Source organism: Rubritalea marina DSM 17716 (assembly GCF_000378105.1).
Classification (GTDB): domain Bacteria; phylum Verrucomicrobiota; class Verrucomicrobiia; order Verrucomicrobiales; family Akkermansiaceae; genus Rubritalea; species Rubritalea marina.
Map to the genome: position 1 here is coordinate 166949 of NZ_KB899249.1, position 24814 is coordinate 191762.

The following is a 24814-nucleotide window of genomic DNA, read 5'->3' on the forward strand; positions in this document are numbered from 1 at the left end:
TTTCCGTGTCTGAAATTGATCAATGGATTTGGTGTGATGGGGCATTGCGGCCATCCACAGAGGGCGTTCTTGGAGCTTTCGACCCAGGCTTAACCATGGGCTTGGGGTGTTTTGAAACTCTTTGTTATGAGGAAGGAAAGGCAGCGCATCTTACGATGCATTTGAAGCGCCTTCGCAAAGCTGCCAAACAGATTGACGTGCCGTTGATCGGTGAGGGCGATATTGCGGCTGCGGTGGATGAACTGCTTCGAGTTAACGAGCTTCTTCGTTGTCGTGCGCGCGTGCGCATCAGTCTATACAAGCAATTAGCGGGAGCTGCAGCATTGGTAATCACAGCGCAGCCGATTGATAAACCATCAGGACTGCCCGTTACGCTGGCATTGTCTACCTACACGGTGAATACCAAGAGCCCCATGGCTGGAGTGAAGTCCACGAGCTATGCTGACAATTTATTGGCATTAGAATGGGCCCGATTGCACGGTGCGGATGAAGCATTGTTACTGAACAATCACTCTGACCTGTGTGAGGGGGCCACAACGAATCTCTTCTGGATAGCTGGTGGCATCTTGTTCACTCCATCCAAAAAGACCGGCTGCTTGCCAGGTATCACGCGCAAAGTCATTTTGGAGCTGTGCAGTGAGCATGGCATTATTGTGGAGAAGGTAGAGGAGGGGATCGAAAGTTTACTCCGAGCCGATGCGGTGTTTGTCTCTAATTCGGTGCATGGTATACGCATGGTGACTCATATGGGTGAGTTTAAGTTCCCTCAATCTCAGCATCCCATGGCTCAAAAACTTGCTCGCCTGTATACCGAGGTCACTGGTTGTTAGCGGGTAGAGTCATTTTTTCTGCAGGTTTTAGCATTCATTCGATTGTTTTGTTAGTGTGAAATAAAGCAGTCACAAATGGTAATTATTTGTTAATTGTTAACATTTTTTACCTTTGATAGAAAAAATCGCTAGATAGGAGCATTTTTTTCGGGACAATTAGTTCAAGTTGTGGTCTCCATCGCTGCCAAGCAACCCCAACTAAAAATTCACATTACCCACGTAAAAACAATGGTTACAATTACGAAGCGCGATCTCGTTATGAAGTTGAGCAACGAAACTGGTTTGACTCAGCAGGAAGTATTTGCAGTGGTGCAGGGCACCCTCGATTCAATCACCGAAGAATTAGCTAAAGGCAATTCTGTAGTGATGCGTAATTTTGGAGCGTTTCAGGTTCGCGAAGTGAAGGGCAAGATTGGCCGCAATCCTAAGGATCCATCCAAGGATGTGCCAATCCCACCACGCGCAGTGGTGAAGTTCAAGCCAGGGAAAGAGATGAAAGAGAAAGTGGCTCGCATCCTTCCTTCCTTGCAAGAAGAACAAGTCTAATTGGACTGAGCATACCGAACAGCATAGCAAGTTTATACAAGCGTCTGGCCTTCATTGGTCAGGCGCTTTTTTGCGATTAGGAGGTGGATAATGATTCTTGCAAGATGTGTTGGTAGCTGTGAAGGTGCGGACATGAGCGACTCAAAGCGCATTCTTTTCGTCTGTACTGGGAATACATGCCGCAGCCCGATGGCTGAGGGTATTTTTCGTAAGCTTACTGCTGATACAGCTGGCATAGATTCCTTGGGGTCTGCTGGAGTCGCAGCTTATGATGGAGATCGCATTAGCCCAGAGACTGCAGATGAATTGGCTCGCCGTGACTCCTCCATTGAAGACTTTCGAAGCCGCTCGGTGAATAAGGCAATGCTCGAGTCGGCAACACATGTCTTCGCCATGACTGGAGCGCACCTTGCAATGTTGGCGGGACAATTCCCGGAATACCAAAGGAAGTATTATTTAGTGTGCGATTTTTTGGAAATTGATGGGCAAGTGGGGCTCGATGTTCCAGACCCGATTGGGATGGGGCGCCGAGCTTATGAGCAGGTAGGTGAGGTTTTCGAGCATGCTATACCAGCCTTGGTCGCGAATATCGTGGATGGAGAAATCTAAGCGCGCCGTATATCTCTGATTACCAGCTCTTGAACCATTACCGTTTTTGACGGAAATGTTGCTTTGCGGGTGACACTTAGCTTTACAAATGTTGCGTAGTCTGGCATTTCCAGCTCGCTATGTCAGAGCTGCCAAAAGCATACGAACCACAGGAAGTTGAGAAAAGTTGGTATCAACAATGGATAGATAACAAATGTTTCCATGCGGACCCGTCGTCTAGCAAGGATGCCTATTCGATTGTGATCCCGCCACCCAATGTGACAGGGATTTTGCACCTTGGTCACGTACTCAACAATTCCATTCAAGATATTTTGGCTCGTCGTGCACGCCAGCAGGGCAAAGAGGTTCTCTGGCTGCCTGGTACGGATCACGCTGGTATCGCTACTCAAACGAAGGTTGAGAAGCAAGTGCGTGAGGAAGAGGGCACGACGCGCCGTGAATTAGGGCGTGAGGAGTTCCTCAAACGCGTGTGGGATTGGAAAGACAAGCACGGTGGCATCATCATCAAACAGCTCAAGCGCCTTGGTTGTTCCTGCGACTGGGATCGTGAGCGATTCACGATGGATGAAGACTATTCTCAGCAAGTTTCTCAAGTATTTGTAGACCTATTTAAAGAAGGTCACATCTATCGAGGCAAGCGTATGGTGAACTGGTGTCCAGTCTCGCTTACTGCTCTTTCTGATGAGGAAGTGATCATGAAACCAAAGCAATCGAAGCTCTATTTCATGAAGTACGCGCTCGTTGATGAGCCGGGCAAGTATCTCGAGATTTCTACCACCCGCCCAGAGACTCTCATGGGTGACATCGCTGTGGCGGTGAACCCGAGCGACGAACGCTTTAAGCATCTTGTTGGTAAAAAAGTGCGCCGACCATTTCCGGAGGCGGACATTCCAGTGATTGCGGATGACCACGTGGATGTGGACTTTGGTACAGGGTGCCTTAAAATTACTCCAGCTCACGATAAGGCTGACTTTGAGATTGGCCAACGCCACGACCTCGAGATCATTGATGTGCTCCATCCGGATGGTCGTATCAATTGCCCAGATGTGCCCGCACTCGACGGACTCGATCGTTTTGAAGCGCGCCGCAAGGCCGCTGAGATGCTTGAAGAAAAAGGCTTGTTGATCAAGGTAGAGGAGTACGAGAACAACGTGGGGTTTTCTGAGCGTGCTGATGTGGTGATCGAGCCGCGTATCTCGATGCAGTGGTTCTTGAAGTACCCTGCGATTGAAGAGGCTACTGACGCGGTAGCGAATGGTGAGATTACCTTCCGCCCTGAACGTTGGCAGAAAACATACGCTCACTGGATGGGGAACCTTCAGGATTGGTGTATTTCTCGCCAGCTTTGGTGGGGGCACCAAATCCCAGTGTGGTACAGGAAGGAAAAAGCATTTGCTCTCCGTGAGAAGGAGAGCCTCGATCTTGCCGATCTTGAATCTGGTGATATCTATGTGGGGACTGAAGCGCCAAGTAATGGTGAGTGGGAGCGCGACGAGGACGTTATGGACACATGGTTCAGTTCGTGGTTGTGGCCATTTGCTACAATGGCTGGTGAAACTAAGAAGAAGTTCTACCCCACTGGAGACCTCGTCACTGGTCCCGACATTATCTTTTTCTGGGTGGCACGAATGATCATGGCTGGATACCGTTTTGAGGGGCAATTACCATTCAAGAATGTGTTCTTCACCTCCATCATTCGTGACCTGAAAGGACGCAAGATGAGCAAGTCCTTGGGGAACTCTCCAGACCCGATTGACCTCATGGACAAGTATGGAGCTGATGGGCTTCGCTTTGGTCTGATGCGAATTGCTCCAGTCGGGGCAGATGTGAAGTTCGATGAATCACAGGTCGAAGAAGGGCGTAACTTTGCCAACAAGATCTACAATGCTTGTCGCTTCCGTCAGATGCAGGAAAGCGATGGTTCCACGCTGGTAGTCGATGCTTCGCTTCCGAGTTATTCTATCGATATCCTAGCGAAACTAGACAAGCTAGGTGCCGACCTCGAAGTGGCCTACAGTAAGTACCGATTCAACGACCTCACACAACATCTCTATGAGTTTTTCTGGACTGAATACTGTGACAAGTTCTTGGAGGCTGCCAAGCTCGACTTCCGCTCAGATGACGCTGCTGCGAAGCAAAAGACTCTGGGAGTGATCGATCTTGTGATGAGCCGTTACCTTGCTTACCTTCATCCATTCATGCCGCACATCACTGAGGAATTGTCATCCAAAATGGGCTACCTCACTGAGGGCGACTTTTTGATGAACAAGGCGATCGAGACGACACCGGTACTGGATGCTCTTGATACAGAGCTCGTGGCTCAATCGCAGGATGTTGCTCATGCGCTTTATGAAACCGCAGGAAAGTTGCGTAACTTGAAATCCGAGTACAACCTTGCTGCTAGCAAGGATGTGAAGTTTGTGGTTAAACCAGTCGCTGATTGGGTCGCGGCAGAATGCGATGTGCTGCTCACTCTCGTTGGAGGTAAAGGTATTGCATTAGAAGCTTCTTATGAGGCTCCACAAGGGACTCCAGCTGCTGTTACTGGATTTGGTGAAGTCTACATGCCATTGGATGGCCTCATCGATCTAGATGCTGAGAAGGCTCGCCTCGATAAAGAAATCGAAAAGGTAGAGAAAGAGGTGGAAAAAGCGGGTAAAAAATTGAACAATCCAAATTTTGTCGAACGAGCAAAGCCTGAGGTGGTAGCGAAAGAAAAAGAACGTCTCTTGGAATGGGAAGGGAAGCTCGAACAGCTGAGAACGATGCGTGGCGCATTGGCTTAAGAATTTCTGCCCTAACACATTAAATGCTTGCTAGTCCTAGCTCTCGATGGCTATCTAATCTTGGATAACCCTAGAGAGTGTAGTGACATCGTGTGAATTGAAACAAGAAGACATCCAGCGTGTATTAGAGCATACAGGCTTCGATTTGGATCGGCTCATCGATGATCTATCTGAGGAGGTGCTTCGCGATCAATTTGTTTCGGCAAATGATGATCTGAAGATTTGGCAAGAAGTGCCAGATGCGAGTGAGATTGTTTTGATGTTGAAGGACATGCGAGCGCGTTCCGAGATTAGAGATAGTGATCATGTGCTGGCTCAATATCTCAGTGACGAATACTTGAACTCCTTGCAGGTTGATAAAGAGCATTTACCAGAGGCTCAGGTTCTAGAGGTAGAGCATACGCAGCTTGAAGGTGCTCAGGCTGTGGACCGAGTTTTAGACTCTAGTAAAGAGTCTGCAGACTTTTCTAAAGAGGTGACACCATCTGCGCCGACGGGTCCCACAATGGCGTTCAACCCATCGACTGCGGTTGTCTCTAAGGTTGCTATTACTGAAGTGTCCCCGCACCGTAAGCCATCGACTGAGCGTGAGTTTCGAGCCACCCGGAAGCTAGAAGAGATACTAGAACAAGAAGAGATTGAGCCGCACCATACGGCGCGGACCATGAGTACTTCTGATCGGAATGAGGGAATTAGCCCTAGTTCTCCTAAATTCATTCGAGGTGTGTTGCACCGGAATGCAGATCGCATGATGCAGGGTACATCGGCCTTTATCTTGGTCTTGATCCTCAGTGTTGTATCTATTTTCCCCGTGGTTTACGCCTTCTTTTGGAGTGATTATTACTATGCCTTGCTGTGTCCGGCTTTGTTGTTCATCGCCATTTGTTTGCAGTTCACGATTGTGCGCCACAGTAATTGCCCTGTGTGCCGTCAGCGCCAGTATGTGACAAAGCGATGTGCAAAGCACAAGCGTGCGCATTTCAGCCCAGTATTCGGGCACCGCATCCCTACGGCGATTCACTTGATGCGTTTCAAGTGGTTCCGTTGCATCTACTGCGGGACAGCTGTGCGTGTCAAAGAGTAGGCGGTAGAGTTCTGAGTTCGCCGCTTGATTTGAGAGTATGTGCTGCTAGGCTTTGTCTTCAATGAAACGATCTGGAGCTTCTATTATTAAGATTCTTGTCTACATTGTGGTACTGACATCTTTGGGCACCTTAGGTGTTCAGGTTGCATTGGCATGGATTCCACGCACCGTGGCAGTGGATGAGTTGACCCAGGCAACTGAAGAGGCTGCTACTGTGGATTTGGTGAAGCGCATGGAGTCATCGCTCGAGAAGGATTACACGATCACCATCACTGAAGCTGAGCTGAACCAATACTTGAAGCAGCATATGCAGATAGGCCATTCCTCTTTGGTGGGTGAATTTGTCACGATCACTGACATCCGAGCTGACCTAAAAGATGGAGAAATCGATCTGACGATTGAGCGTGAGTTCGATCTTCCTGGCAATGCACGTGACGATGGAAGCAAGCGTGTTTCAGCCTTGCCGATCGTGCACACCTGTTCCATGACGATGAAAGTCTTTAGCGAAGCGACTGCCGAGGGGATTGATGTCACCGTGGTGGAGTTTCCTGGTGGCCATTTGGGGCAGGCTCAGCTGCCTGGCCTCTTGGTTTCGATTGTGAAGCCAAGCTTCGACGCCTTAGCTGATTCTTTGGTGCAGGAAATCGATTTGGGTTTCCATGATATGGCGAAGGTAAAGGTAAGTGATGGGCAAATTGATTTGGATCCAAGACTCAGCGAGACCGCGTCAGCTCAGCAATAAGATGCAATGGGTACGTAATATCTTGGCGAGTTTGGCCTTTGGCTCTATTGCCATTGGGCAAGTTGCTGATGATCGCCGGGTCGAGCAAATCAAAGATGATGCCCAGCGCCGGGTTTCCAATGATGGTGCGATGGGCTTGATTGTCAGGGGTCGTAGTAACCCGATGCGGATGTCCGTTTCGAGTTTAGCCAGTGTCAGGTTACGTGAACTTCGACAACTATTAGAGGAATCACCTGATTACGAGGGAGAGCGCCCGATATTTATTGAGCTTTTCGAGCGTGGAACCGCGCGTGATGGAGCTGACAGGGTGATGACTCGTGTGTCATCTTTTGAAGGTTCTGAGATTGTGATCGAAACGATTGTTGATGTGCGGTCGCAGGTCGATCGCGAGGAGGTTGCGTTGGGGATCACCGAGTCTTCATTATTTAGGCGTGGCCTTGAGGGGCTGCAATCATTGGAAGCTGGTCAGCATGTCGAGGTGCCGCATTGGCTCGTGATCGGACTGGATGAGGTGATCAAGTGGAAGTCTGATTCTACAAATCGTCGCATCTACGAACATTTGATGGCCAATCCAGAAGTGTTACCACTCGAGGCTGTTTTCACGTTGAGCAAAGCCGAAGCGCGATCCTTAGATTCGGTGAAGCGCAGCCTGTATCGTGCATCTTCTTGTGCTTTAGTCCTTAGTCTGCTCAGCCAAGATGCTGGACCTACGGCACTCTCTGAATTTCTACAAGATGTGGTCACTTTTGAAGGGGAAGTGGATATCTTACTAAGAAAGCACTTCCCAGATATGGCAGTGGGGGCGAATGCGATTGAAAAAGTGTGGAGCTTGCAGCTAGCTATTATGGCGGCTCCCAAGATGATAGACACCTTCAGTATGGCTGAGACCGAGAAGAACTTGGCTCAAGCTTTGACCTTATTGATGGGGGGGGAAGAAGGTCATACGGTGATGATTCCATTGAGTGAATTTCAACGGGTGTACGCAATGGAGGAAGTGGGTGTTCGTCAGTCTGTGAATGCGATGGTGGCCAAACTGATGCAGCTCTCCAATCGCTCTCACCCAGTCTACCGCCCTGTGATTTATGGATACCTTACAGTTGCTGACGATATCACTGGGTATCGAGCCGATGAGATTGATACAAAGTTAATGAATTTGCAGAAGGAGCGTGACCAAATGCTAGCGGCTGACCTGCGGTGCCGAGATTATCTGGATTGGTTTCAGATCACACGGGCTCGGCAGGTGACCGGAGATTTCTCAGGCTACATGAAGCTCAAAGATCAACTTAAAGCCGAGCGCGAGGAGAGCAAAGATGAAGACATCGATGTGTATCTTGATCGTGTGCAAGCATTGATGGTGCGATAGAATTCGCGCTCAGTGCCATCGATGCACGCGGGTCACGCGTGGGCTGATTCCAGTAAAGATTTCCCAAGCGATTGTGCCTGCTTTTTTTGCAATTTCTGTAACTAAAATATGGGGGCCAAAAAGCTCGACCTCATCACCAGCTTCGACATGTTCAAGGTCAGTAACATCAACCATGATTTGGTCCATTGTGACGCGCCCCAATACGGGGCACCTCGTGCCGCGTATGAGTACCTCAGCGCCTTGATTTGACAGGGAACGAGGGTAGCCGTCACCGTAGCCAGCACCGATCGTGGCGACCTGAGTGTCGCGCTGGAGCAACACATCACGACCATAGGAGACGCTGTGACCTGCTGGTAAAGTGCGGACGATAGAAACGTGTGACTTCAGTGTCATTACTGGTTTGAGCTTGGATTGGAACTCTGCTAATGGCGAGGCACCATAGAGCATGAGGCCCGGTCTCACGAGGTTCGCGTGGGTGGAATGATATGCGAGCAGTCCTGCGGAGTTTGCAATGTGAATAAAAGGTAAGTGCTTGTATGGAGCTACCGCTTCATCGAAACGAGCAATTTGATTGATGGTGAACTCTGGGTCTTCATCCGCGCTGGGGAGATGGGAACCGATACCCACGAGCTTCAGATGCGGGCAGGAATGTTCGAGGAAGTCCACTAAAGTAGGGAGCTGTGTTGGTAGAATGCCACCGCGACCCATGCCTGTGTCCAGTACGATGTGGGCTTCGAGTGCTGGCTTTCCCGTATTTCTGAGCTCAAAATCATGGGCTTCCTCGATAGACGAGAGACACGGAACCCAACGTTGATCGATGATCTCATCACGTTCACCTGGAAAGGTAGGCCCGAGTAGATAGATCGGTGTCTGAACGTCTAGCGCGCTGAGCTGTCGGGCTTCAATCACACTGGCGACACCAAAGTATGCGAGCCCAAGATGATCAAGGAAGTTTGCAAGTTCCTCGATTCCATGACCATAGGCGTTGGCTTTCAGGATGGCCATGGTGAGAGGTGCCGGTTGATGTGCTTGGAGAAAGGCAAGGTTTTGCTCGAGGGCAGTGAGGTCGATTTCAGCCCAAGTCCTGTGGGGTGCTGCGTGCGTGGCAATGGTCACGCGTTCCATCATTCGCTAATCCTATCGATCTGGAAAGCGAGAATTTTGAAAGTTCTGAGTTGAGTTCAGGATGGCTAGTGGCATGCTCTTGGGGATGCAGAAGATTGCGGTATTACCAGACATTTTGGCAAGCCAAGTGGCAGCGGGTGAGGTTGTGGAGCGCCCAGCCAGCGTGGTCAAAGAAATGGTGGAAAATGCGATTGATGCTGCAGCTCAGTCGATTGAGGTTGAGATCGCCAAAGGAGGGGCCAACTTAATCAAGATCACCGACGATGGATCCGGCATGGGGAAAGACGATGCTCTGATGTGTCTGGAGCGCCATGCTACGAGTAAGCTCAAAGAGGCATCTCAGCTTTCATCAATCGCCACCATGGGCTTCCGTGGTGAGGCTGTTCCGAGTATCGCCTCAGTATCCAAGTTCCGCCTCTGCACACGAGAGCATGAGGCGATCGAAGGGACTGAGGTGTTTGTCGATGGCGGGGTGGTGAAGGATGTACGCGTGACTGGGATGCAGGCGGGGACAATCTTCGAAATCCGCAACCTGTTTTTTAATGTTCCCGCGCGGCGTAAATTCATGCGCACCGAATCTACAGAAAGCGCGCATGTTGAGCATCAGGTGAGGCTGCACGCACTTGCGTGGCCATCGATTCGCTTCACCTACCGTAAAGATGGTCGCCAGGTGTTTGATGTGCCTGCTACCGTTGACAAACGCATGCGTATTGCTGCTTTGGTGGGGCAGGAGATGGGGCGCAAGTTGCTTGAGGTGGATGGGCATGAGCAACATGGTATGCAAGTCCATGGCTATGTTCTACCTGCTGAATTTGCCCGAAAAGGCAAACGCCAACAGTATATATTTTTGAATGGTCGGCCGATTGAGGACCCTGCGATCAGTCGTGCACTGAAGGACGCCTACAAGGGGCGCCTCGCTGAGGGGCTGAATCCATCTGCCTGGCTGTGGTTAAGCATGAAACCACAATGGGTCGATGTGAATGTGCACCCAGCTAAGAAGGAGGTACGGTTTCACCGTCCACTTGAGGTGCGTCAATTGGTGTTCACTGCTGTAGAGGCTGCGCTTGATCAGGCAGAGGCGGCGCCGACACTTACACGTGGCCAGCCAGCCATCGTCTCCAGAAAGACTGGCGACGTGGCTCCTGTGAGAAAACCATTTACAGATTCCACCTTGCGTGTGGAGGCGACATCTGGCGAGTCTACTGTAGCACTGGCTAGCCCGCAAGAAACGCTCAGTCCATCATCGGTGGCATCCGCTCAGACAACGGCAATAGGGAAACCCATGAAGCTGGCTCCAGCCGCTGAGTTGCGGGTGACTTCTGAGGCGCAGACCAAGGACCTTCAGTTAGAGGATCCCAAGCAGGAGCTGCCTCGCTTTGAGGTCATTGGTTCCTTGCACGACCGTTATGTTCTGCTGCAAGGAGAGGATGGGCTGGTCTTAATGGATCCTAAGGCTGCGCAGGCGCGTGTGATTTATGAAGCCTTTCTTGAGGGTGATGGGCCACAAGTTGCTAGCCAGGGATTGTTGGTCCCCGAGCTTATTGAATTAGATGCGGGTGATTTGGATGTGGTGATGAGCAACTTGGAGAATTTTCAGGAAGCTGGTTTGGACATTGAGCCCTTTGGCGGTCAAACCGTGCAGATCACAAGCGTGCCGAGCATCCTCCAGGGCAGGGAAGTCCGCGGTTTCATCACCGAGTTCATTGACGAATTGATTGAAACGATCGGAGCCAAGCGTGGCAAGTCGCTCGCATTCGAGCAATTTGCTGAGGGGTTGGCCAAACGTGGAGCGCAATGGACGGAGTGTAAGCTTGGTGAGGCGGAGCCCTTATTAGAGCAATTGATGGCCTGCGATCTCCCATACTGCACGCCTGAGGGTAAGCCAACTCTGGTGCATCTCTCGATGAATGAACTCGAGCGCAAGTTTTCCTAGTGATCTAGCTAATTGTTCGCTAGAGAGCTTAGATGAGGTTTTTCCGTATCGCAGAGGCGACAGCCGCTGTGATGTTGGGAACCTGAAGTTTCTGATAAATGCGTTCGGTGTAGTAGGCGACTGTGCGCTCACTGAGTCCTAGTTGGTGGGCCACTTCTTTTTTCACATATCCCATCGACATGAGTTTCAATACCTCTGATTCACGTTTACTAAGTGCGCCTTCTGGGTCTGGGTCTGCATCGCCGTCGAGAGTGTCGAGAATGAGCTTGGAGAGTTGAGGGTCGATCAGGCAACCGCCATCGATGGTTTCTTGAATGCCACGTCGGATGTCTGCGATGTGCGCCTCTTTAAGTAGATAGCCCGAGACGCCCAGTCGGATGGCTTCGAGTGCGGTTTGGTAGTCACTTTCTTGGGTGAGAACGAGTATTTTAGCATCGGGAAGTTCGTTGCGAATGACCGGTACGAGGCTGAGTCCTCCCATGTTTGGTAGCTTAAGATCCAACAGGAAGATGTCGGTGCTCACCAGCGCCCCTTGTTGGAGAGCTTCAAGGCAAGATTCCGCATTCTCGTGAATACTCAAGCATTCGAGCTTTGGGCTCATGCTGATCAGGTCCCTCAGGGATTGGATGTAATTGAGGTTGTCTTCGACGATGGTGATCTGGATGTCTTTATCGCTCATGGTGGTCGCGTGGTGTGGAGTGGATGCTCAAGGAAACCGTGGTCCCTTGTTGGGGGTTACTTTGGACGTTGAAGGTTCCTCCAAGACGTTTTGCTCGGTGGCTGAGGGTGCGAGGCTGGGTTTGACTAGCTGAGAATCCAATGCCGTCATCTTGGATATTCATCAAGAGTTGTCCGTGGGACACTCGTGATACTGAGAGACTTACTCGCTGCGCATGCGCGTGTTTGTAGGCATTGTGTAGTGCTTCTTTGATGAACAAAAATAGGTGCCATTTTTGGTTGGGTACGGCGCGGTCTAACCTACGGAGATCGCTCTGTTTGTAATCGAAGTGGATGTGACCGAGAATATTAGCGGCCATCACTGGGATCGTCTCTTCTAGGGTGCTTCCTTCCTTATTGGTCTGTAGAAATTGAATGAAATTTCGAGTCTCCTTTGCGGTGCTACGTGCGACATTATCGGCACGACTTAGAAGGTCGCTTTGGATTTTACTGGGCTCGGTGAGAGTCTCACCAAGAAGCTGTGTGGTGTGGGCGATGGATGTTAGGTTGGCTCCGACTTCATCGTGAAGATCTGCGGAAATTTGCTCGCGCATGGTGAATTCCCGTTGCTGGGCGGATAGGCGAACGATCCATAGCAAGAGAACGAGCAAGGCTACCGCCCCCAAGCAAGTGACACCAAAAAACTGAAGTTGTGCGCGTTCACGTGCGATCGAGAGTGAGAGCTTGTCCTGTAGTTGCAGGGTCTTTCGTTCTAGTGCTGCGCGTGTGGCGAAGTCTTTGAGCCATTGTTTGAGAGGCAGGATTCTGCCTTCGGGCACCCTCCCATCTGAGAGTTTTTCGGTGAGCTCATAGGTGCCAGATCCGTGAGGTTCGCCAGTACTGCTGAGGATACGAGGTAGGGCTTCCGGTTGATGGACTTGTCCCATTCCAAGAAGTTGGAACTCAGCAATGGCGGTCCTCTGCCTTTGCATATTAGAAATACGGAAGTCCTGAAGTGGATCACTGACTGTGAGACGGTAGAAGCGCCCGGTACTAGTAGGGAGTGCCTTCATCAATGGTGTGTTCCCCGGGCGAGGCAGCTTGCTTTGACTGTCGTAGATCAGGCTGCCTTCAATGGAGCCTGGATGCTCGAGCCGCTCGATGATAATCCTGCGGGGGAAACTCGTGCCATTGGCTAGGGGGAAGTTCTCCTGAAGCCCGATGGCCACCGGCCAAATGCGAAATTCATCTACCGTTTTTTCAGAGCCTAGGTCGTAGAGTAAGGTGGTTTCTTTGGCTCCAGTGAGGAAGCCGTCATAGGAGCTTGAAATGTCCCAATCGAGTGGTGAGAAAAAACTAAAACCATCAACTAAGCAATGTGGTTGGTAGGTGTATCCAAATCGCACTAAATTGCCTTCATAGGTCTTCACCGGAGCATTTAATGCGATATTCTGAGGACCACTGAAGACATAAAGTTCTGAGAGCCCGGTAAAGTAAGGTGTCTCCCACCAAATCGGGTTCTTGGGGAATTTATAAATGGTGATTCGGACGCGGGTGCTGAAGAGTGGGCGAGAGCATTCAAAGATTTGCGGTTCAATACCGTGGATAGGGTAATCTTCCTTGCTGAAGTCTGCAACGATGTGAGCCTCTCCGGATGAATCAACACACTCGATTTTGAAACGTTGAGGGAATCCGAAGGGGTGAGACTCGCTGTGGTCATCACTGTGAGTCAATGGCATCAACACAATACTGTCAATCTGCGCAGGGGGGTGAAGGACTTCAAAGTGAACTTTCCTCTCTGCTTTCAAAGATTTGTAGCCCATCCCAATCGTCCACGGAGCCATGGATTGGACAGTTTTTGGGAGTGAATCTAACGTTGCCTGATTGCTATCAATCTGGGCCTTCAGCGCTGTGCTCGAAAGCTTGAATGGTGAAAAAGGTGCGATGCGAAAAAGGAGCGCTAGAAGGGCAATGAATACGCAGGCGATAAGATAGACCATCCATTTCGATTTTCGCTGCATTGATACAGAGTAAATCCAAGAAGTAGGGGGAGACAACTCCTTAATTAAGTTCATGGATACGGCTATTTGGCCGTATTGGAGTGATGCTGTTAGTGGAGTATGAATGACAGGGATCTACCACTCATCTCGAGCTCTTCGGTACTAGCTGCATGCTACAAAGCCAAGGGATACGGTTGTTTGACCGTATTGAAAAATATTCGAGAAGTTGTGAAGATTCAGAACCCCTAAGAATTTACTCGGGAGGGAATAAGATAGCGAAATATGAAAAAAAATATCCTTATAACAAGTTGTGCGATTAGTGCTCTCCTAGTGAGTGGTGCTCAAGCAGTGACTTTGATTAGCAGTGATTTCACTGGTGATCATACGGGCACCTCAACGAGTGTGACATGGACGACTGATGCCAATGTTACTGAGTTGAATAGTGGTACCATTGCTGCAGTAGGTGACGGCTTCCGTAATGTTGGTAATCCAGCTGCTGCGGTTGATCTTACCAATGTGATTTCCACTAGTGGTAATCTGAGTGGTGTGAGCCCACAGGGTTTCTCGTTCGATTTTAGCCTCAGCGCTGGCTACGACCTCACCAGTTTGGTTGTCGATACTGGTCATGTGAATGGTCAGGGTCTTGATCAGGCGTATATGTCCGATTTGACTATCTCCATCAATGGAATCAACGGCACAGTGTACTCATATTCTGATGAGAAGATGCAGGTGGATTACACCAGTGGTGCAAGGTTGCTCACGCAAACATTTGATCTCAGCAGTGAGTCTCTTGTCGCAGGTGATTACCGTGTGACTGTTTCTATGGATAACCTCGATGAGGGGGGAGCCTTTGCTGAGTATGATAACTTCTCGCTTAGTGGTGCCGCAGTCGCAGCAGTGCCAGAGCCAAGCTCCGCTTCTTTGATTGCAGTAGGTGGTCTCACCTTTGGTCTGCGTCGTCGTCGTTAAGCTAGCTGATTATTCATAGCTAAAATTTGGGTCAACCATTATGAATAGGGTGGTTGGTCCTGTCATTCCAGATTTTGTTTTGTCTTCATGTATCTACTAGATAGGGTGTCTTCATCCATGTCCAATTCTCACTGTGCCTCATGGTTAGGTGTCACCTCGTTCCTGGTTTTGGGAGGACAAGGGGCGCTGGCGACAGACTTGTTAAGTTCTAACTTTGATGGTCACGATGTGGCGGTCAATGTGCCGACATATGAGAAGGACGTCTCGGGTCAGGGTTCCGCGACGGTGACATGGGTGAAGGACGCCTCAATTTCTGGAATGACACCTTTAGCTGCCATCACAAGCGGTGGCGGTTTTGTAAACCAAGGGACAAGCTTGTCCAGTGGTGATAACTTAAAGCTCAATTATAATTTGAGCAATGGAGCGAACCAAGGGTTCAGCTTTAATTTTACCTCTAGCGCCTCATGGGATCTCAGTTCCTTGGTGATCGAGGCGGCCCATTTGAATGGGACTGGTGGAGGGCAAGTGTATGCATCTGACCTCAATTACTCGATTAGTGGTGGGACATTGGTTTCTCCTGTCACTGGCTCCAGCGAGGTCACCTACAGCAATGATTACCAATCGGTTTCATTCGATTTGAGTGGTGCAACGATCGGTGCGGGTACCTACACGGTGCAAATTTTTATGAACAATCTTTCCACGGGCGGCGCGTATGCTGCCTTTGATGGAGTGACTTTAAGTGCTGCTGCGTCCGCTAGAACTCCATCCAGCGGTCCTAACGTGCTATTCATTTTGGTCGATGATCTTGGGTGGACCGACCACAGTGTGGACGCCCTCGCTAAGGGAAATGCTTCTGATTATTACCAGACGCCGCATTTAGAACGGCTAGCCAGCGAAGGGGTGTCATTTACCTCAGCCTATGCGCAGCCAAATTGCGCTCCTAGTCGTGCCGCATTTTTCTCCGGCCAGTATTCCTGCCGTTCCGCTAATGGGGTGTACAATGTGGCTTCGTTGAGCCGTCAGGGCGGGATTACGAACTACACGAACCCAGCCACTCAAGTAGATGCATGGGTCGATGGTTCCTCAACAACAACCACGATCGCAGAGGCGATTTGGAATGCGGGTTATGTGACTGCGCATTTTGGAAAATACCATGTGGGATCTGGGAGTTCTTCGCATGCGACTCATCCGCTGAATCAGGGCTATGATTACAACTATGGTGGTGGGAGTAGTGGAGATCCATCAACCTTCTATGCTAGTGGGGGGGCTGGTAGCACCTTTGCTGGGCCAGTTGGGGTAGAGCTTGATGCCTATGCTGCGGATTACACCCTCGACTACATCAATGAACATTTGGTGCCAGTGGCCAATGGTAACGACCCTACAAGTTTGGTCGGGGTGGAAAAGCATCTTACCGATGCCATGGCTGACGCTTTTATCGACTTTGCGGACAATCATCGATCCGGATCAATGTCACATTTTCCATTTTATGCGCAACTCAATCTATACGCTCCTCACACCCCGATTGAGCCACGTGCGGATTTGAAGACAAAATACGATGGTATCACCAAAGGTGTTGAGCACGATCGCGCGGATTATGCGGCGCTCGTTGAGGGAATGGATCAGACGATTGGCAGAGTATTGAATTACTTGGACGACCCGAATGGTGACGGCGACACTTCGGATTCCATTGCCTCAAATACCCTGGTGTTTTTCACCTCAGACAATGGCGGCGTGATCGGCGTGACAGAAAATACCCCATTACGCGGATACAAAGGAATGCATTATGAAGGGGGGCTTTGTGTGCCCACCATTGTACGCATGCCAGGTACGGTGCCAGCTGCAAAGTTGAGTGATACGATGATTCACGTCACTGATTACTATCCGACCGTTCTCGATGCTATTTCAGGAACTTACCCAGATTCCAGTGTGTATCCCTTGGATGGTGAATCATTCTGGGCGCACACGCTGGACCCTGACAATGTTTCGCGCAGCAGATCCCCGATTTTCTTCCACTTTCCTGGTTACATGGATTACCGCGCTTACGCTTGCTCTGCCGTGATTAAGGAAGTTGAGGATGTACGCTATAAGTACATTTACGCTTATGACCCGTATTATGACCCTCAGGGATACACAACCCAGGGCTTTGACCAATACCAACTTTACAATGTCACGGACGATCCGAGTGAGACTGTAAACCTGATGGACTATATCGATGAGGAGAATGCTTCAGATGTCGACGATCCATCAGCAAGTCGTGAGTATTGGGATTACATCTTGTACAAAGACATTGCGGGGCAGTGCGCCAGCGACTTGAATGCTTGGTTGGAGGGAGATCCTGCTGATAGCACTTGGACGCCAGTTTATGTGACCTACAAGTCGAATTATCCAGACATTGATCCCGCACAGGTAGGCCAAGAAACAGGTCCCGCACCAGCCACGATTCCTGAGGTGTCAGTCCCAACTGATCAAAGTTTTAGAGTGATGGAAGAATCATGGCAGAGTGCCGACACCCTCAGGATTAGATTCAATTCCGAGCTTGGTTTTACTTACCAAATTGAGCGTAGTACCACCTTGGATAGTAATAGCTGGACTTCTGTGGGAGGGACGGTGACTGCCAGCGCGAGCGAGACGCAAGTCGATATTTCTAATGTCGTAGACAGTAAAGCATTCTTCCGCGTCAAACTCATTGGCAACGGCCTGTAGCTTTCACATAATACTTTTATTGGTGAGCTCCTAGTGGGGCTCGACCAATTGCTTGTCATGAAGAAACAATACTATTCAATTCTTGTATTCATCTTAAGTGTGGCGGTGTCATCTGCTGCATTACAAAGTAACCGTTTTGCTACATCTGAGCAGAGCCCATGCCCTGCAGTGATAGCCGCCGCACCTACTGGTGAAGTGTTTGTAGGTGTTGATCAACAAGGCTCACTTGGAAAAGAAGTTGGAGCTGGAAAAGTCGTTAGACTTGTCGACAGCAATCACGATGGGCAGGCTGACGAAGTCACTGATTTTACGATCATTGACAACCCACGTGGTATCACCGTGCTGGGCAATCAGGTCATCATTCTTCATACCACCACAGAGAATGGTGAGTATCTTAACCAACAACTTACTTTGTTCGAGGATCTCGACTGGGATGGTGTCGCCGATGGTCCCGGAAAGCCATTGGTCACAAACCTAGGCAATTCAAAATTCATCCGCAGTCGGGGCCTCGACCATTGTACCAATAATATCCGATATGCCATTGATGGCTGGATTTATATTTCAGTGGGTGATTTTGGTTTTGTGGATGCTGAGGGAACTGATGGGCGCACGTTGACCATGTACGGAGGAGTGGCGCGCGTACGACCAGATGGAAGCGGACTTGAAGCCTTCGTGACAGGAACTCGCAATGTGTATGATGTGGCGATTGACCCATTTCTTAATGTGTTCACCCGAGAAAATACCAATGACGGCATTGGGTGGTGGGTGCGTGCATCACATTATATCCAGTCTGCAGACTATGGTTACCCGAACCTCTACACCCATTTTCCCGAAGATATGCTTCCCGCTATGGGGGAGTATGGCAATGGCTCTGGAGTTGGTGCTTTGTACTTGGATGAACCTCAATGGGAGGAGCCTTTTAATAAGGTGCCTTTGCTCGCGGACTGGGGAGTGAGCAAAGTGTTTGTGCACAAACCGATCCCTTTTGGAGCCACCTTCACCAATGCCGTCAGCGAATTCAAGACGGTGACGCAGGTTTCGGATCTAGATGTGGATGGCTCTGGGCGCTTGTACATTGCTGCTTGGGCTGGTGCTGGATACATGGGGACCTGGGGTAAGAAGGCTAGAGGTTATGTGGAGCGCGTTGTGCCAGAAGGGTGGCAATATGAGCCGTTTCCAGAACTGAAGGAAGTGACTACTGAGGCGCTGATTAGTTTGATGCAATCAGAAAGTATGGTAGCGCGTACCCATAGTGCTTACGAACTCATCCAGCGCGGAGAAGGCACAGAAGAGCTTAGTACACTCGCTGCGTCTGCCAGCGCTAGGCTTGAGTCCCGTGTTGCTGCGATTTTTACAATGCTTCAAATTCAAGGTGAGCAAGCCTTGCCAACACTAGAGAGCTTAGTACGCGATCCTGATGTGCGCGAATTTGCCATCAAGGCGATGGGGGATGATCTTAAGGTTGCGTCGCATGCCAAAGCTGGCATTTTGAAATCTGCGCTTCATGACTCGAATCCACGCGTTCAGGTGGCAGCAGCTATCGCACTAGGACGTACAGGTTCATTGCAGGGGGTGGCCGCACTCTTAAGAGCTGCAGCACAAGAACCATTGGGTACGGTAGACTCTCTTAGAGAGAATCTTGGTGTTGTGAGTGGAGACATTGAAGCAAGTGACTACCAACTTCATTCAGTGCCAAGAAAAGACGTGCTATCGCATGTTGCTCAAAAGTCATTGGTAAACCTCGGAGCTCACGACGCTGTAGCGGCAACCATTCGAGCCGGAAAAGGTAAGGGCTTAGCAGGAGCTCTAGCCACAGCCAAGCAGATGTATTCTACCTCCGTCGTCGATGCGTTGATTGAGCGTTCTTCCTCAGCAGATGCCCCACTTAAGGCGAAGATTCTTGAGGTGTTGATGCGCATGAGTCATCGCGAAAAAGTGAATGACGGTAAGACCTGGTGGGGAACACGCCCCGATCCACATGGTCCATATTTTGCTGCAGTTTCCTGGGAAGGGACTGCAAAAGTGCAGGAGTACCTCAAATCATATATCGATCAAGCTGAAGATAAGGCGCCACTGATTGCACAATTGAGAAAACACAAAGCATTCGTGAAGCCATACCATCAACGTCACCAAAATCAAAAGAAGAAGGTCAAACGTGTAGGAGGTACCGCTATCGAAGATATTGTTCTCCATTTAGAGAAATATCAGGGAAAACCTGAGAATGGGGCGAAGGTGATTCGGAAAGTTGGCTGTGCTGGTTGCCACAATGTGTCCCACGATGGCGTAATCAAAGGTCCCGACCTCACGAAACTCGGCAACATGACTGATGCTGACCTTGCGGAAGCAATTATTCAGCCAGCTGCCACCATCGCCAAGTCATGGGTGACCCTGACCACTAAAGATGGAATGTCACATCTCGGAACTGTGGTGAAAGACACGGAAACTGAAATTGTATTGCACAACATTGCAGGGGTGGCAACGCAGCTCAAGCCTGAGGAGCTTGTCTCTAGAGCACCTGGCTTGAATATGATGAGTCTGCATTTGTGCGATGCCCTAACTTTAGAAGAATTTGGTGATTTAGTGGCTTATATCAAGTCACTGGATACGAATCAATAAGCCCTCGAATCAATAAGACTCATCATCATGAAGCAAACATTACTACTTATTTTCAGCATGTGCAGCATGCTGAGTATTCTGCAGGCAAAGGAGATACGATTCACCAGTGTGCCAGATTTGTTCAACTGGAATATTAAGAATCCTGAGGCAGGATGGGAAGATTCGCTCGATTGGTTTTTTAAGACACTCAAAGCAGAAGGGCCTGATTTCACCCTCAATGCAGGAGATCTCATGGATGCTCGCTGGTTTGAAACATCTTTGATTGAAACCAAAACAGAGGAATACTGGCCAGGGCTCCTCCAGCGCTACGCGGCTCACGATCTTCCAGTCTACATCGCCCCGGGAGACCACGAGTATGGTGATGATCAAGGGTTGAAAGATAGTAGGGTGGCTCGAGTGTTTGGTGAGCAAATGACCAAACTATTAGGGATGCCTACCAATGGTCCAGACGGGCATGAAGGGAGAGCGTATTGGGTGCGAGAGGGCAATTTGCTATTGATCACTCTCGATACTTTTGAGGATGAAGGCAAAGCTTTTGGCTACACTGTTGGGGAGGCTCAGCTTGAGTGGTTTGAGCAAGTGGTCGCTCAGCACCAAGATGCTGAGTTCATTATAGTTCAAGGGCACCTTCCGATTGTTGGGCCAGTAAGAAGCCAAAATTCCAGTGCGAGTATGCTTCGCGGTGGCACGGACTCGAAGATTTGGAAAGCTATGGTGGCCGCTGGCGTGGATGTGTATCTATGTGGCGAGCATCACCGCATTACCACCCATAAAAAAGACGGTATATGGCAAGTAGTGCATGGCGCGCTATGGGGTACGCAAAAGGATCTCAATTACCTCAAAGGGCTGGTGAAGCCTGGCTCTTTGGAGCTAGAGCTGCGTGAGTTTCGAGTTGATTACAGCGGCGGGTATATTCAAGACCACCCACACCGTGAAGCGAAGAACAAGCCTCGTGAGATTGTCACGTTGAGCGAGGAGACCATGACAAAGGGACCAAAGTCATCTGGCACTTTGGTCATTCAAAACAATGGAGGGATCAAGAAAGACCGCGTGGTCAAGGGGTGGTTCGCCCGAGCACTCAATGCTGTTCCAGCAAAGATTGAGACTTTCAGAGAGGTAGATGGAGCTCCCAAAGTTCTCTATGTGACCCATGAGCCAGGTACCTACCATGACTATATCGGGCAGCGTGAAGAATTTGAAAAGCTTGCCTCCGAAAACGCTTGGAACACCGACATTCTCAGTGGTGGATTTGATGGTCTTCTAGACTACTTGAGCAAGCAGGCTGACTTTGCGAAAAGCTATGATGTTGTCATCTACAATGTTTGCATGGCAAACACCAAAAACTTGGAGGCCGCCTACAATATGATACGCCAAACTAAAGAGCACGGAGTGGATACCTTGCTCATCCATGGTGCTTTGCATACCTTTTGGCATACCTTTAGTGAGCGTGTTGTTAAAGGAAGTGAGAAAAAGAATGTGATAGAGATCGGGGAGGCAGGAGCTGTTGTGCACCCGTCAGTTCTTGAAGACTGGGAGCGCAAGCATCCTAACAAGGAGTTTCCAATTTGGGGTGATCTTTGCGGTATTGCAAGTCACTACCATGTACAGGTGTCACCCATCTACGTCTCAAAAGCGAAGGAGCACGTCGTTGTGGATGGTGTGGCATCTAAGTACAAGACAGGAAATGATGAACTCTATATGCAGTACTATCGCACGAAGGCTGCAGAGGATATCTTGTTTGGCGAAATGGCTCGTGATCCGAGCAAAAAGGCCACCATATTATGGGAGTCAGAATACGGAAAAGGCAGAGTCATGGGCTTCACTTTGGGCCACTTCACGCATGAGTGGAAGACTGCTAATTTCCGTTCGGTTTTGCGAGGCTGTATCGAATATCTAGCGCATTGAGTTTGAGCGCTTCCATTGAATTGATTTCTCATTTGCCGAGCTCTTATGGGCTCGGCTTTTTCTCATGAAAATTAGTGTGTTCAAATTGGCAATCATACGCTAGGCAGGGGACGTGAGCACATTCGACACAGAGATTTTATACGCCGACCCTGAGGAGTTTGACGGAGCGGTAGCAGCAGCAGTGGAGCAACTTCGCGCTGGTGAAGTAGTGGCTTTGCCTACTGAAACTGTTTATGGACTGGGCGCGAATGCCCTTGACGAATCTGCGGTGGCCAAAGTGTTTGAAGTGAAAGAGCGTCCTAGCTTTGACCCTTTGATTGTGCATGTAGGGAGGAACGAACAAGTGCGTGAGATCTGCGACTTGAGCCCCGAGCTAGGGGATGTTGTGGATCAATTGATCGCCGCGTTTTGGCCGGGAGCTCTCACTTTGGTGCTTCCGAAGAAGGACAATATTTCTGATTTGGTAACGAGTGGTCAGCCGACTGTGGCGGTGCGTATGAGTGGGCACCCGGTGATGCGTGCCATTTGTTGCGAGCTAGGCCAGCCAATAGCAGCACCAAGTGCCAATCGTTTTGGCCGGATTTCTCCCACATCAGCGAATGCCGTAGAGAAGGAATTGGGCGGGCGTATCCCATTGATCATCGATGGTGGTGCTTGTAACGCCGGTGTCGAAAGTACAATTATCCGCGTTGAATTGGGTGAGAAACGTCCTGAGTTGCACCTTTTACGTGCTGGTCCCGTGGTGAAAGAAGATCTTCAGAAAATTGGCAAAGTGATCCGGCCTAAAAAAGTGCGCAAGCTGGAAGAAGCGCCTGGGCAACTTGAGAGCCATTATGCTCCTGCAACGCCCTTGTATTTCTTCGATAAACCAGAGGATTTTGTGCCAGATCCTAATCTCAGTTACGGCCTTTTGTCCTATCGCGGTTCAGAAAAAGAGGGCTACATCAATCTTCATGATTGGGATGTGGTGGAAGAACTCTCACCAGGGAAAGGCAAGCTTCCCGAGGCTGCTGTTCGCTTATTTTATGCCATGCGCCAATTGGACGAGAGTGGCGTAGATGTTATTGTTGCTGAGCCAGTTGCTGAGGCTGGGGTTGGGGTTGCCATTAATGATCGCTTGAGGCGAGCTGGGGCGAAAACTCGCATGGCCTAGTTAGGTTCTATCTGATAGAGTGACTTTTAAGCTCCATGTGGGAGCGTCCTATCCAGAGCATGTTATGTTAAAATCCCTCATGACCGTCAGTGGCTTCACCTTGTTGAGCCGGATCACAGGATTTCTTCGAGACATGCTCACTGCGCACTATCTTGGTGGTGGTGCTACGGGTGATGTGTGGGTTGCAGCGTTTCGCTTTCCTAATCTATTTCGACGTGTGTTAGGTGAGGGTGCCTTCAACTCAGCATTCGTTCCTCTTTACAGTGGGAAGTTAGCAGAAGAAGGGGGGGAGTCAGCCTGCCGTTTCTCTAGCCGTGTGTTTATTCTGCTGAGTTTGATTCTCTCGGTGATCTGCGTGGTCAGCTACATTTTCATGGAGCCTATCACGCATGCACTGACCAAGGGGTTTTCACCTGAAAAGCTGGAGCGAGCCGTGGAGCTCTCTAGGATCACCGTAAGTTATTTGTTTTTTATCTGCCTTGTGGCGGCGTTTAGTGGTGTGTTGAATAGTCATAAGAAATTTGCAGCTCCTGCTTTTTCCTATGTTTCGCTCAACCTAGTATTTTTGGCTGGTTTGGTCGGCGTGGTTCCCTTTGTAGCAGATCCTGTGGAGGTGCTGGCCTGGGCATTGCCAATCGGAGGGGGGGTGCAATTGGCCATTGTGATGATTTCTGCATGGCGAACCGGAATTCGATTTATCCCACAGATACCAAAGTTAGATCGCGATGTGATTAAACTAGGGCTATTGATGGGACCAGGACTTGTGAGTGCCGGAATTCAGCAGCTCAATTTGTTAGTGGGGCAGTGGGTGGCAGCCTTCCAAGACGGAGGGATGAGTGCGATATTTTATGCCGACCGCATCAACCAACTCCCCTTGGGGCTCATCGGTATTGCATTCAGTGTGGTTTTACTTCCGGATATCACCCAGAAGCTGCGTAAAAAGCAGGACTCTGAAGCGCAGCAAAGTATGGAGACTGGCATGACGATGGCGATGTTGATCGCCTTGCCTGCGATGCTGGGAATGATGGCTCTTGCTGAGCCGATTATTTACGGGATTTTTGTCAGTGGGGAATTTACCGCGGCTCAAGCTCAGCTGGCCGGAACGGCGCTCTTCGCCTTTGCATTCGGCTGTCCTGCTTACGTCATGAGTAAGGTGCTGCAGACTGCCTATTTTGCGAGAGAGGATACCAAGACACCGATGAAGTTCACTTTGGTTTCGGCTCTGGTCAATAGTGTGCTGTGCGGAATCGCCTTCGTTTATCTTGGCAAGGGAGGGAATCTCGCACTGGGCTGTGCTGCGGCTACCTCGGTAGCTGGTTGGGTCAATGTGAGTCTCCTCCTAGGCGGGCTGAGGAAGTCAAAGTTTCTGCAATTGAGTGCCCAATTTTGGAAGCGACTCGGCAAGATGCTTATCGCTTCTGTGGCGATGGGGGCGATCGTCTGGGCTGGTGCCTATTACCTGGATGCGCCATTGCACCATGAAGAACGTTGGTTGCGCATTCCAGTTCTAGCAGCAGTAGGCGGTGCTGGAGTGGCGGTCTATTTTGTACTCGCTCACATCACTGGGGCAATGCGCTTTGGTGAAATCAAGCGCGGCTTTCGTAGAAGCTAAGAGCCCACGCAGCTCTCCTGTACAGTTTACGGCTAGGGAATTACGATCACTGTAAATTTTACGCTATTGTCAGCACGCCTCAGTGGTTATGATACGGGCAGATCCTATATGGTGCAATAGATCCGTTGGTTTTACCGTGACTTGGCACTAGTTGTGCAACCAATGATGTAGGATGAATACA

17 protein-coding genes are annotated in these 24814 nt (G+C 49.9%); 14 read left to right on the forward strand and 3 right to left on the reverse strand.

Annotation, left to right across the window (positions count from 1 at the left end):
• Positions 1-5: 5 nt before the first annotated feature.
• The 7 genes from F454_RS0103470 (at position 6) to F454_RS0103500 (ending at position 7960) form a co-directional block, all read left to right on the forward strand.
• On the forward strand, positions 6-830 hold the full coding sequence (locus F454_RS0103470; RefSeq protein WP_018969231.1) for an aminotransferase class IV: 825 nt from the start codon (positions 6-8) through the stop codon (positions 828-830).
• Positions 831-1058: 228 nt separating this feature from the next.
• A complete protein-coding gene (locus tag F454_RS0103475; RefSeq protein ID WP_026292679.1) occupies positions 1059-1376 on the forward strand; it encodes an HU family DNA-binding protein in 318 nt (105 codons plus the stop codon).
• 132 nt (positions 1377-1508) lie between these two features.
• Entirely contained in the window at positions 1509-1985 is a 477-nt protein-coding gene (locus F454_RS15505) for an arsenate reductase/protein-tyrosine-phosphatase family protein (protein ID WP_018969233.1), read from the forward strand.
• 119 nt (positions 1986-2104) lie between these two features.
• The gene (locus F454_RS0103485) at positions 2105-4771 is read left to right on the forward strand and encodes a valine--tRNA ligase (RefSeq protein WP_018969234.1); all 2667 of its coding nucleotides are present in this window, start codon (positions 2105-2107) and stop codon (positions 4769-4771) included.
• A gap of 97 nt (positions 4772-4868) precedes the next feature.
• Positions 4869-5855 carry a hypothetical protein gene (locus tag F454_RS0103490; protein ID WP_018969235.1) on the forward strand — a complete coding sequence of 329 codons (987 nt, stop codon included), beginning with the start codon at positions 4869-4871 and terminating at the stop codon, positions 5853-5855.
• A gap of 61 nt (positions 5856-5916) precedes the next feature.
• On the forward strand, positions 5917-6597 hold the full coding sequence (locus F454_RS0103495) for a hypothetical protein (RefSeq protein WP_018969236.1): 681 nt from the start codon (positions 5917-5919) through the stop codon (positions 6595-6597).
• Complete coding sequence (locus F454_RS0103500; protein WP_156817112.1) at positions 6542-7960, forward strand: hypothetical protein; 1419 nt, start codon at positions 6542-6544, stop codon at positions 7958-7960. Before F454_RS0103495 ends, F454_RS0103500 begins: the two co-directional genes overlap by 56 nt.
• Before the next feature lie 9 nt (positions 7961-7969).
• On the opposite strand, the gene alr is transcribed toward F454_RS0103500, so the two are convergent.
• Positions 7970-9088, reverse strand: coding sequence for an alanine racemase (gene alr, locus F454_RS0103505; RefSeq protein WP_018969238.1), 1119 nt, complete (start codon positions 9086-9088; stop codon positions 7970-7972).
• A gap of 58 nt (positions 9089-9146) precedes the next feature.
• Here alr and mutL point away from each other — a divergent pair, with 58 nt between their 5' ends.
• Positions 9147-11018, forward strand: a complete 1872-nt coding sequence (mutL, locus tag F454_RS0103510; RefSeq protein WP_018969239.1) for a DNA mismatch repair endonuclease MutL — start codon at positions 9147-9149, stop codon at positions 11016-11018.
• Positions 11019-11046: 28 nt separating this feature from the next.
• Here the strand turns inward: mutL and F454_RS0103515 are convergent, their stop codons facing one another.
• Entirely contained in the window at positions 11047-11697 is a 651-nt protein-coding gene (locus F454_RS0103515; RefSeq protein ID WP_018969240.1) for a response regulator, read from the reverse strand.
• Entirely contained in the window at positions 11687-13414 is a 1728-nt protein-coding gene (locus tag F454_RS0103520) for a sensor histidine kinase (protein WP_205618980.1), read from the reverse strand. The genes F454_RS0103515 and F454_RS0103520 overlap by 11 nt, the downstream gene beginning before the upstream one ends.
• A gap of 543 nt (positions 13415-13957) precedes the next feature.
• Here F454_RS0103520 and F454_RS0103525 point away from each other — a divergent pair.
• The 6 genes from F454_RS0103525 to murJ all read left to right on the forward strand — a co-directional run bounded on the left by F454_RS0103525 (position 13958) and on the right by murJ (position 24633).
• Positions 13958-14644, forward strand: a complete 687-nt coding sequence (locus tag F454_RS0103525; RefSeq protein WP_018969242.1) for a PEP-CTERM sorting domain-containing protein — start codon at positions 13958-13960, stop codon at positions 14642-14644.
• A gap of 117 nt (positions 14645-14761) precedes the next feature.
• A complete protein-coding gene (locus tag F454_RS15510; protein ID WP_018969243.1) occupies positions 14762-17347 on the forward strand; it encodes a sulfatase-like hydrolase/transferase in 2586 nt (861 codons plus the stop codon).
• A gap of 57 nt (positions 17348-17404) precedes the next feature.
• Positions 17405-19963, forward strand: a complete 2559-nt coding sequence (locus F454_RS14015; RefSeq protein WP_083912877.1) for a DUF7133 domain-containing protein — start codon at positions 17405-17407, stop codon at positions 19961-19963.
• Between the two features lie 27 nt (positions 19964-19990).
• A complete protein-coding gene (locus tag F454_RS0103540; RefSeq protein ID WP_018969245.1) occupies positions 19991-21868 on the forward strand; it encodes a ThuA domain-containing protein in 1878 nt (625 codons plus the stop codon).
• 112 nt (positions 21869-21980) lie between these two features.
• On the forward strand, positions 21981-23021 hold the full coding sequence (locus F454_RS0103545; RefSeq protein WP_018969246.1) for an L-threonylcarbamoyladenylate synthase: 1041 nt from the start codon (positions 21981-21983) through the stop codon (positions 23019-23021).
• A gap of 64 nt (positions 23022-23085) precedes the next feature.
• Positions 23086-24633 (forward strand): murein biosynthesis integral membrane protein MurJ, encoded by a 1548-nt coding sequence (gene murJ, locus F454_RS14020; RefSeq protein ID WP_018969247.1) that lies wholly within the window; start codon positions 23086-23088, stop codon positions 24631-24633.
• Positions 24634-24814 lie beyond the last annotated feature (181 nt).

What these genes read in the sequence shown, in the direction of transcription:
- F454_RS0103500 (WP_156817112.1), top strand. Translation starts at nt 6,542, where the DNA reads ATGGGCAAATTGATTTGGATCCAAGACTCAGCGAGACCGCGTCAGCTC.
- F454_RS15505 (WP_018969233.1), top strand. Translation starts at nt 1,509, where the DNA reads ATGAGCGACTCAAAGCGCATTCTTTTCGTCTGTACTGGGAATACATGC.
- F454_RS0103520 (WP_205618980.1), bottom strand. Translation starts at nt 13,414, where the DNA reads ATGCCATTGACTCACAGTGATGACCACAGCGAGTCTCACCCCTTCGGA.
- F454_RS0103540 (WP_018969245.1), top strand. Translation starts at nt 19,991, where the DNA reads ATGAAGCAAACATTACTACTTATTTTCAGCATGTGCAGCATGCTGAGT.
- F454_RS14015 (WP_083912877.1), top strand. Translation starts at nt 17,405, where the DNA reads ATGAAGAAACAATACTATTCAATTCTTGTATTCATCTTAAGTGTGGCG.
- mutL (WP_018969239.1), top strand. Translation starts at nt 9,147, where the DNA reads ATGGCTAGTGGCATGCTCTTGGGGATGCAGAAGATTGCGGTATTACCA.
- murJ (WP_018969247.1), top strand. Translation starts at nt 23,086, where the DNA reads ATGTTAAAATCCCTCATGACCGTCAGTGGCTTCACCTTGTTGAGCCGG.
- F454_RS0103515 (WP_018969240.1), bottom strand. Translation starts at nt 11,697, where the DNA reads ATGAGCGATAAAGACATCCAGATCACCATCGTCGAAGACAACCTCAAT.
- F454_RS0103475 (WP_026292679.1), top strand. Translation starts at nt 1,059, where the DNA reads ATGGTTACAATTACGAAGCGCGATCTCGTTATGAAGTTGAGCAACGAA.
- F454_RS0103525 (WP_018969242.1), top strand. Translation starts at nt 13,958, where the DNA reads ATGAAAAAAAATATCCTTATAACAAGTTGTGCGATTAGTGCTCTCCTA.
- alr (WP_018969238.1), bottom strand. Translation starts at nt 9,088, where the DNA reads ATGATGGAACGCGTGACCATTGCCACGCACGCAGCACCCCACAGGACT.
- F454_RS15510 (WP_018969243.1), top strand. Translation starts at nt 14,762, where the DNA reads ATGTCCAATTCTCACTGTGCCTCATGGTTAGGTGTCACCTCGTTCCTG.
- F454_RS0103485 (WP_018969234.1), top strand. Translation starts at nt 2,105, where the DNA reads ATGTCAGAGCTGCCAAAAGCATACGAACCACAGGAAGTTGAGAAAAGT.
- F454_RS0103495 (WP_018969236.1), top strand. Translation starts at nt 5,917, where the DNA reads ATGAAACGATCTGGAGCTTCTATTATTAAGATTCTTGTCTACATTGTG.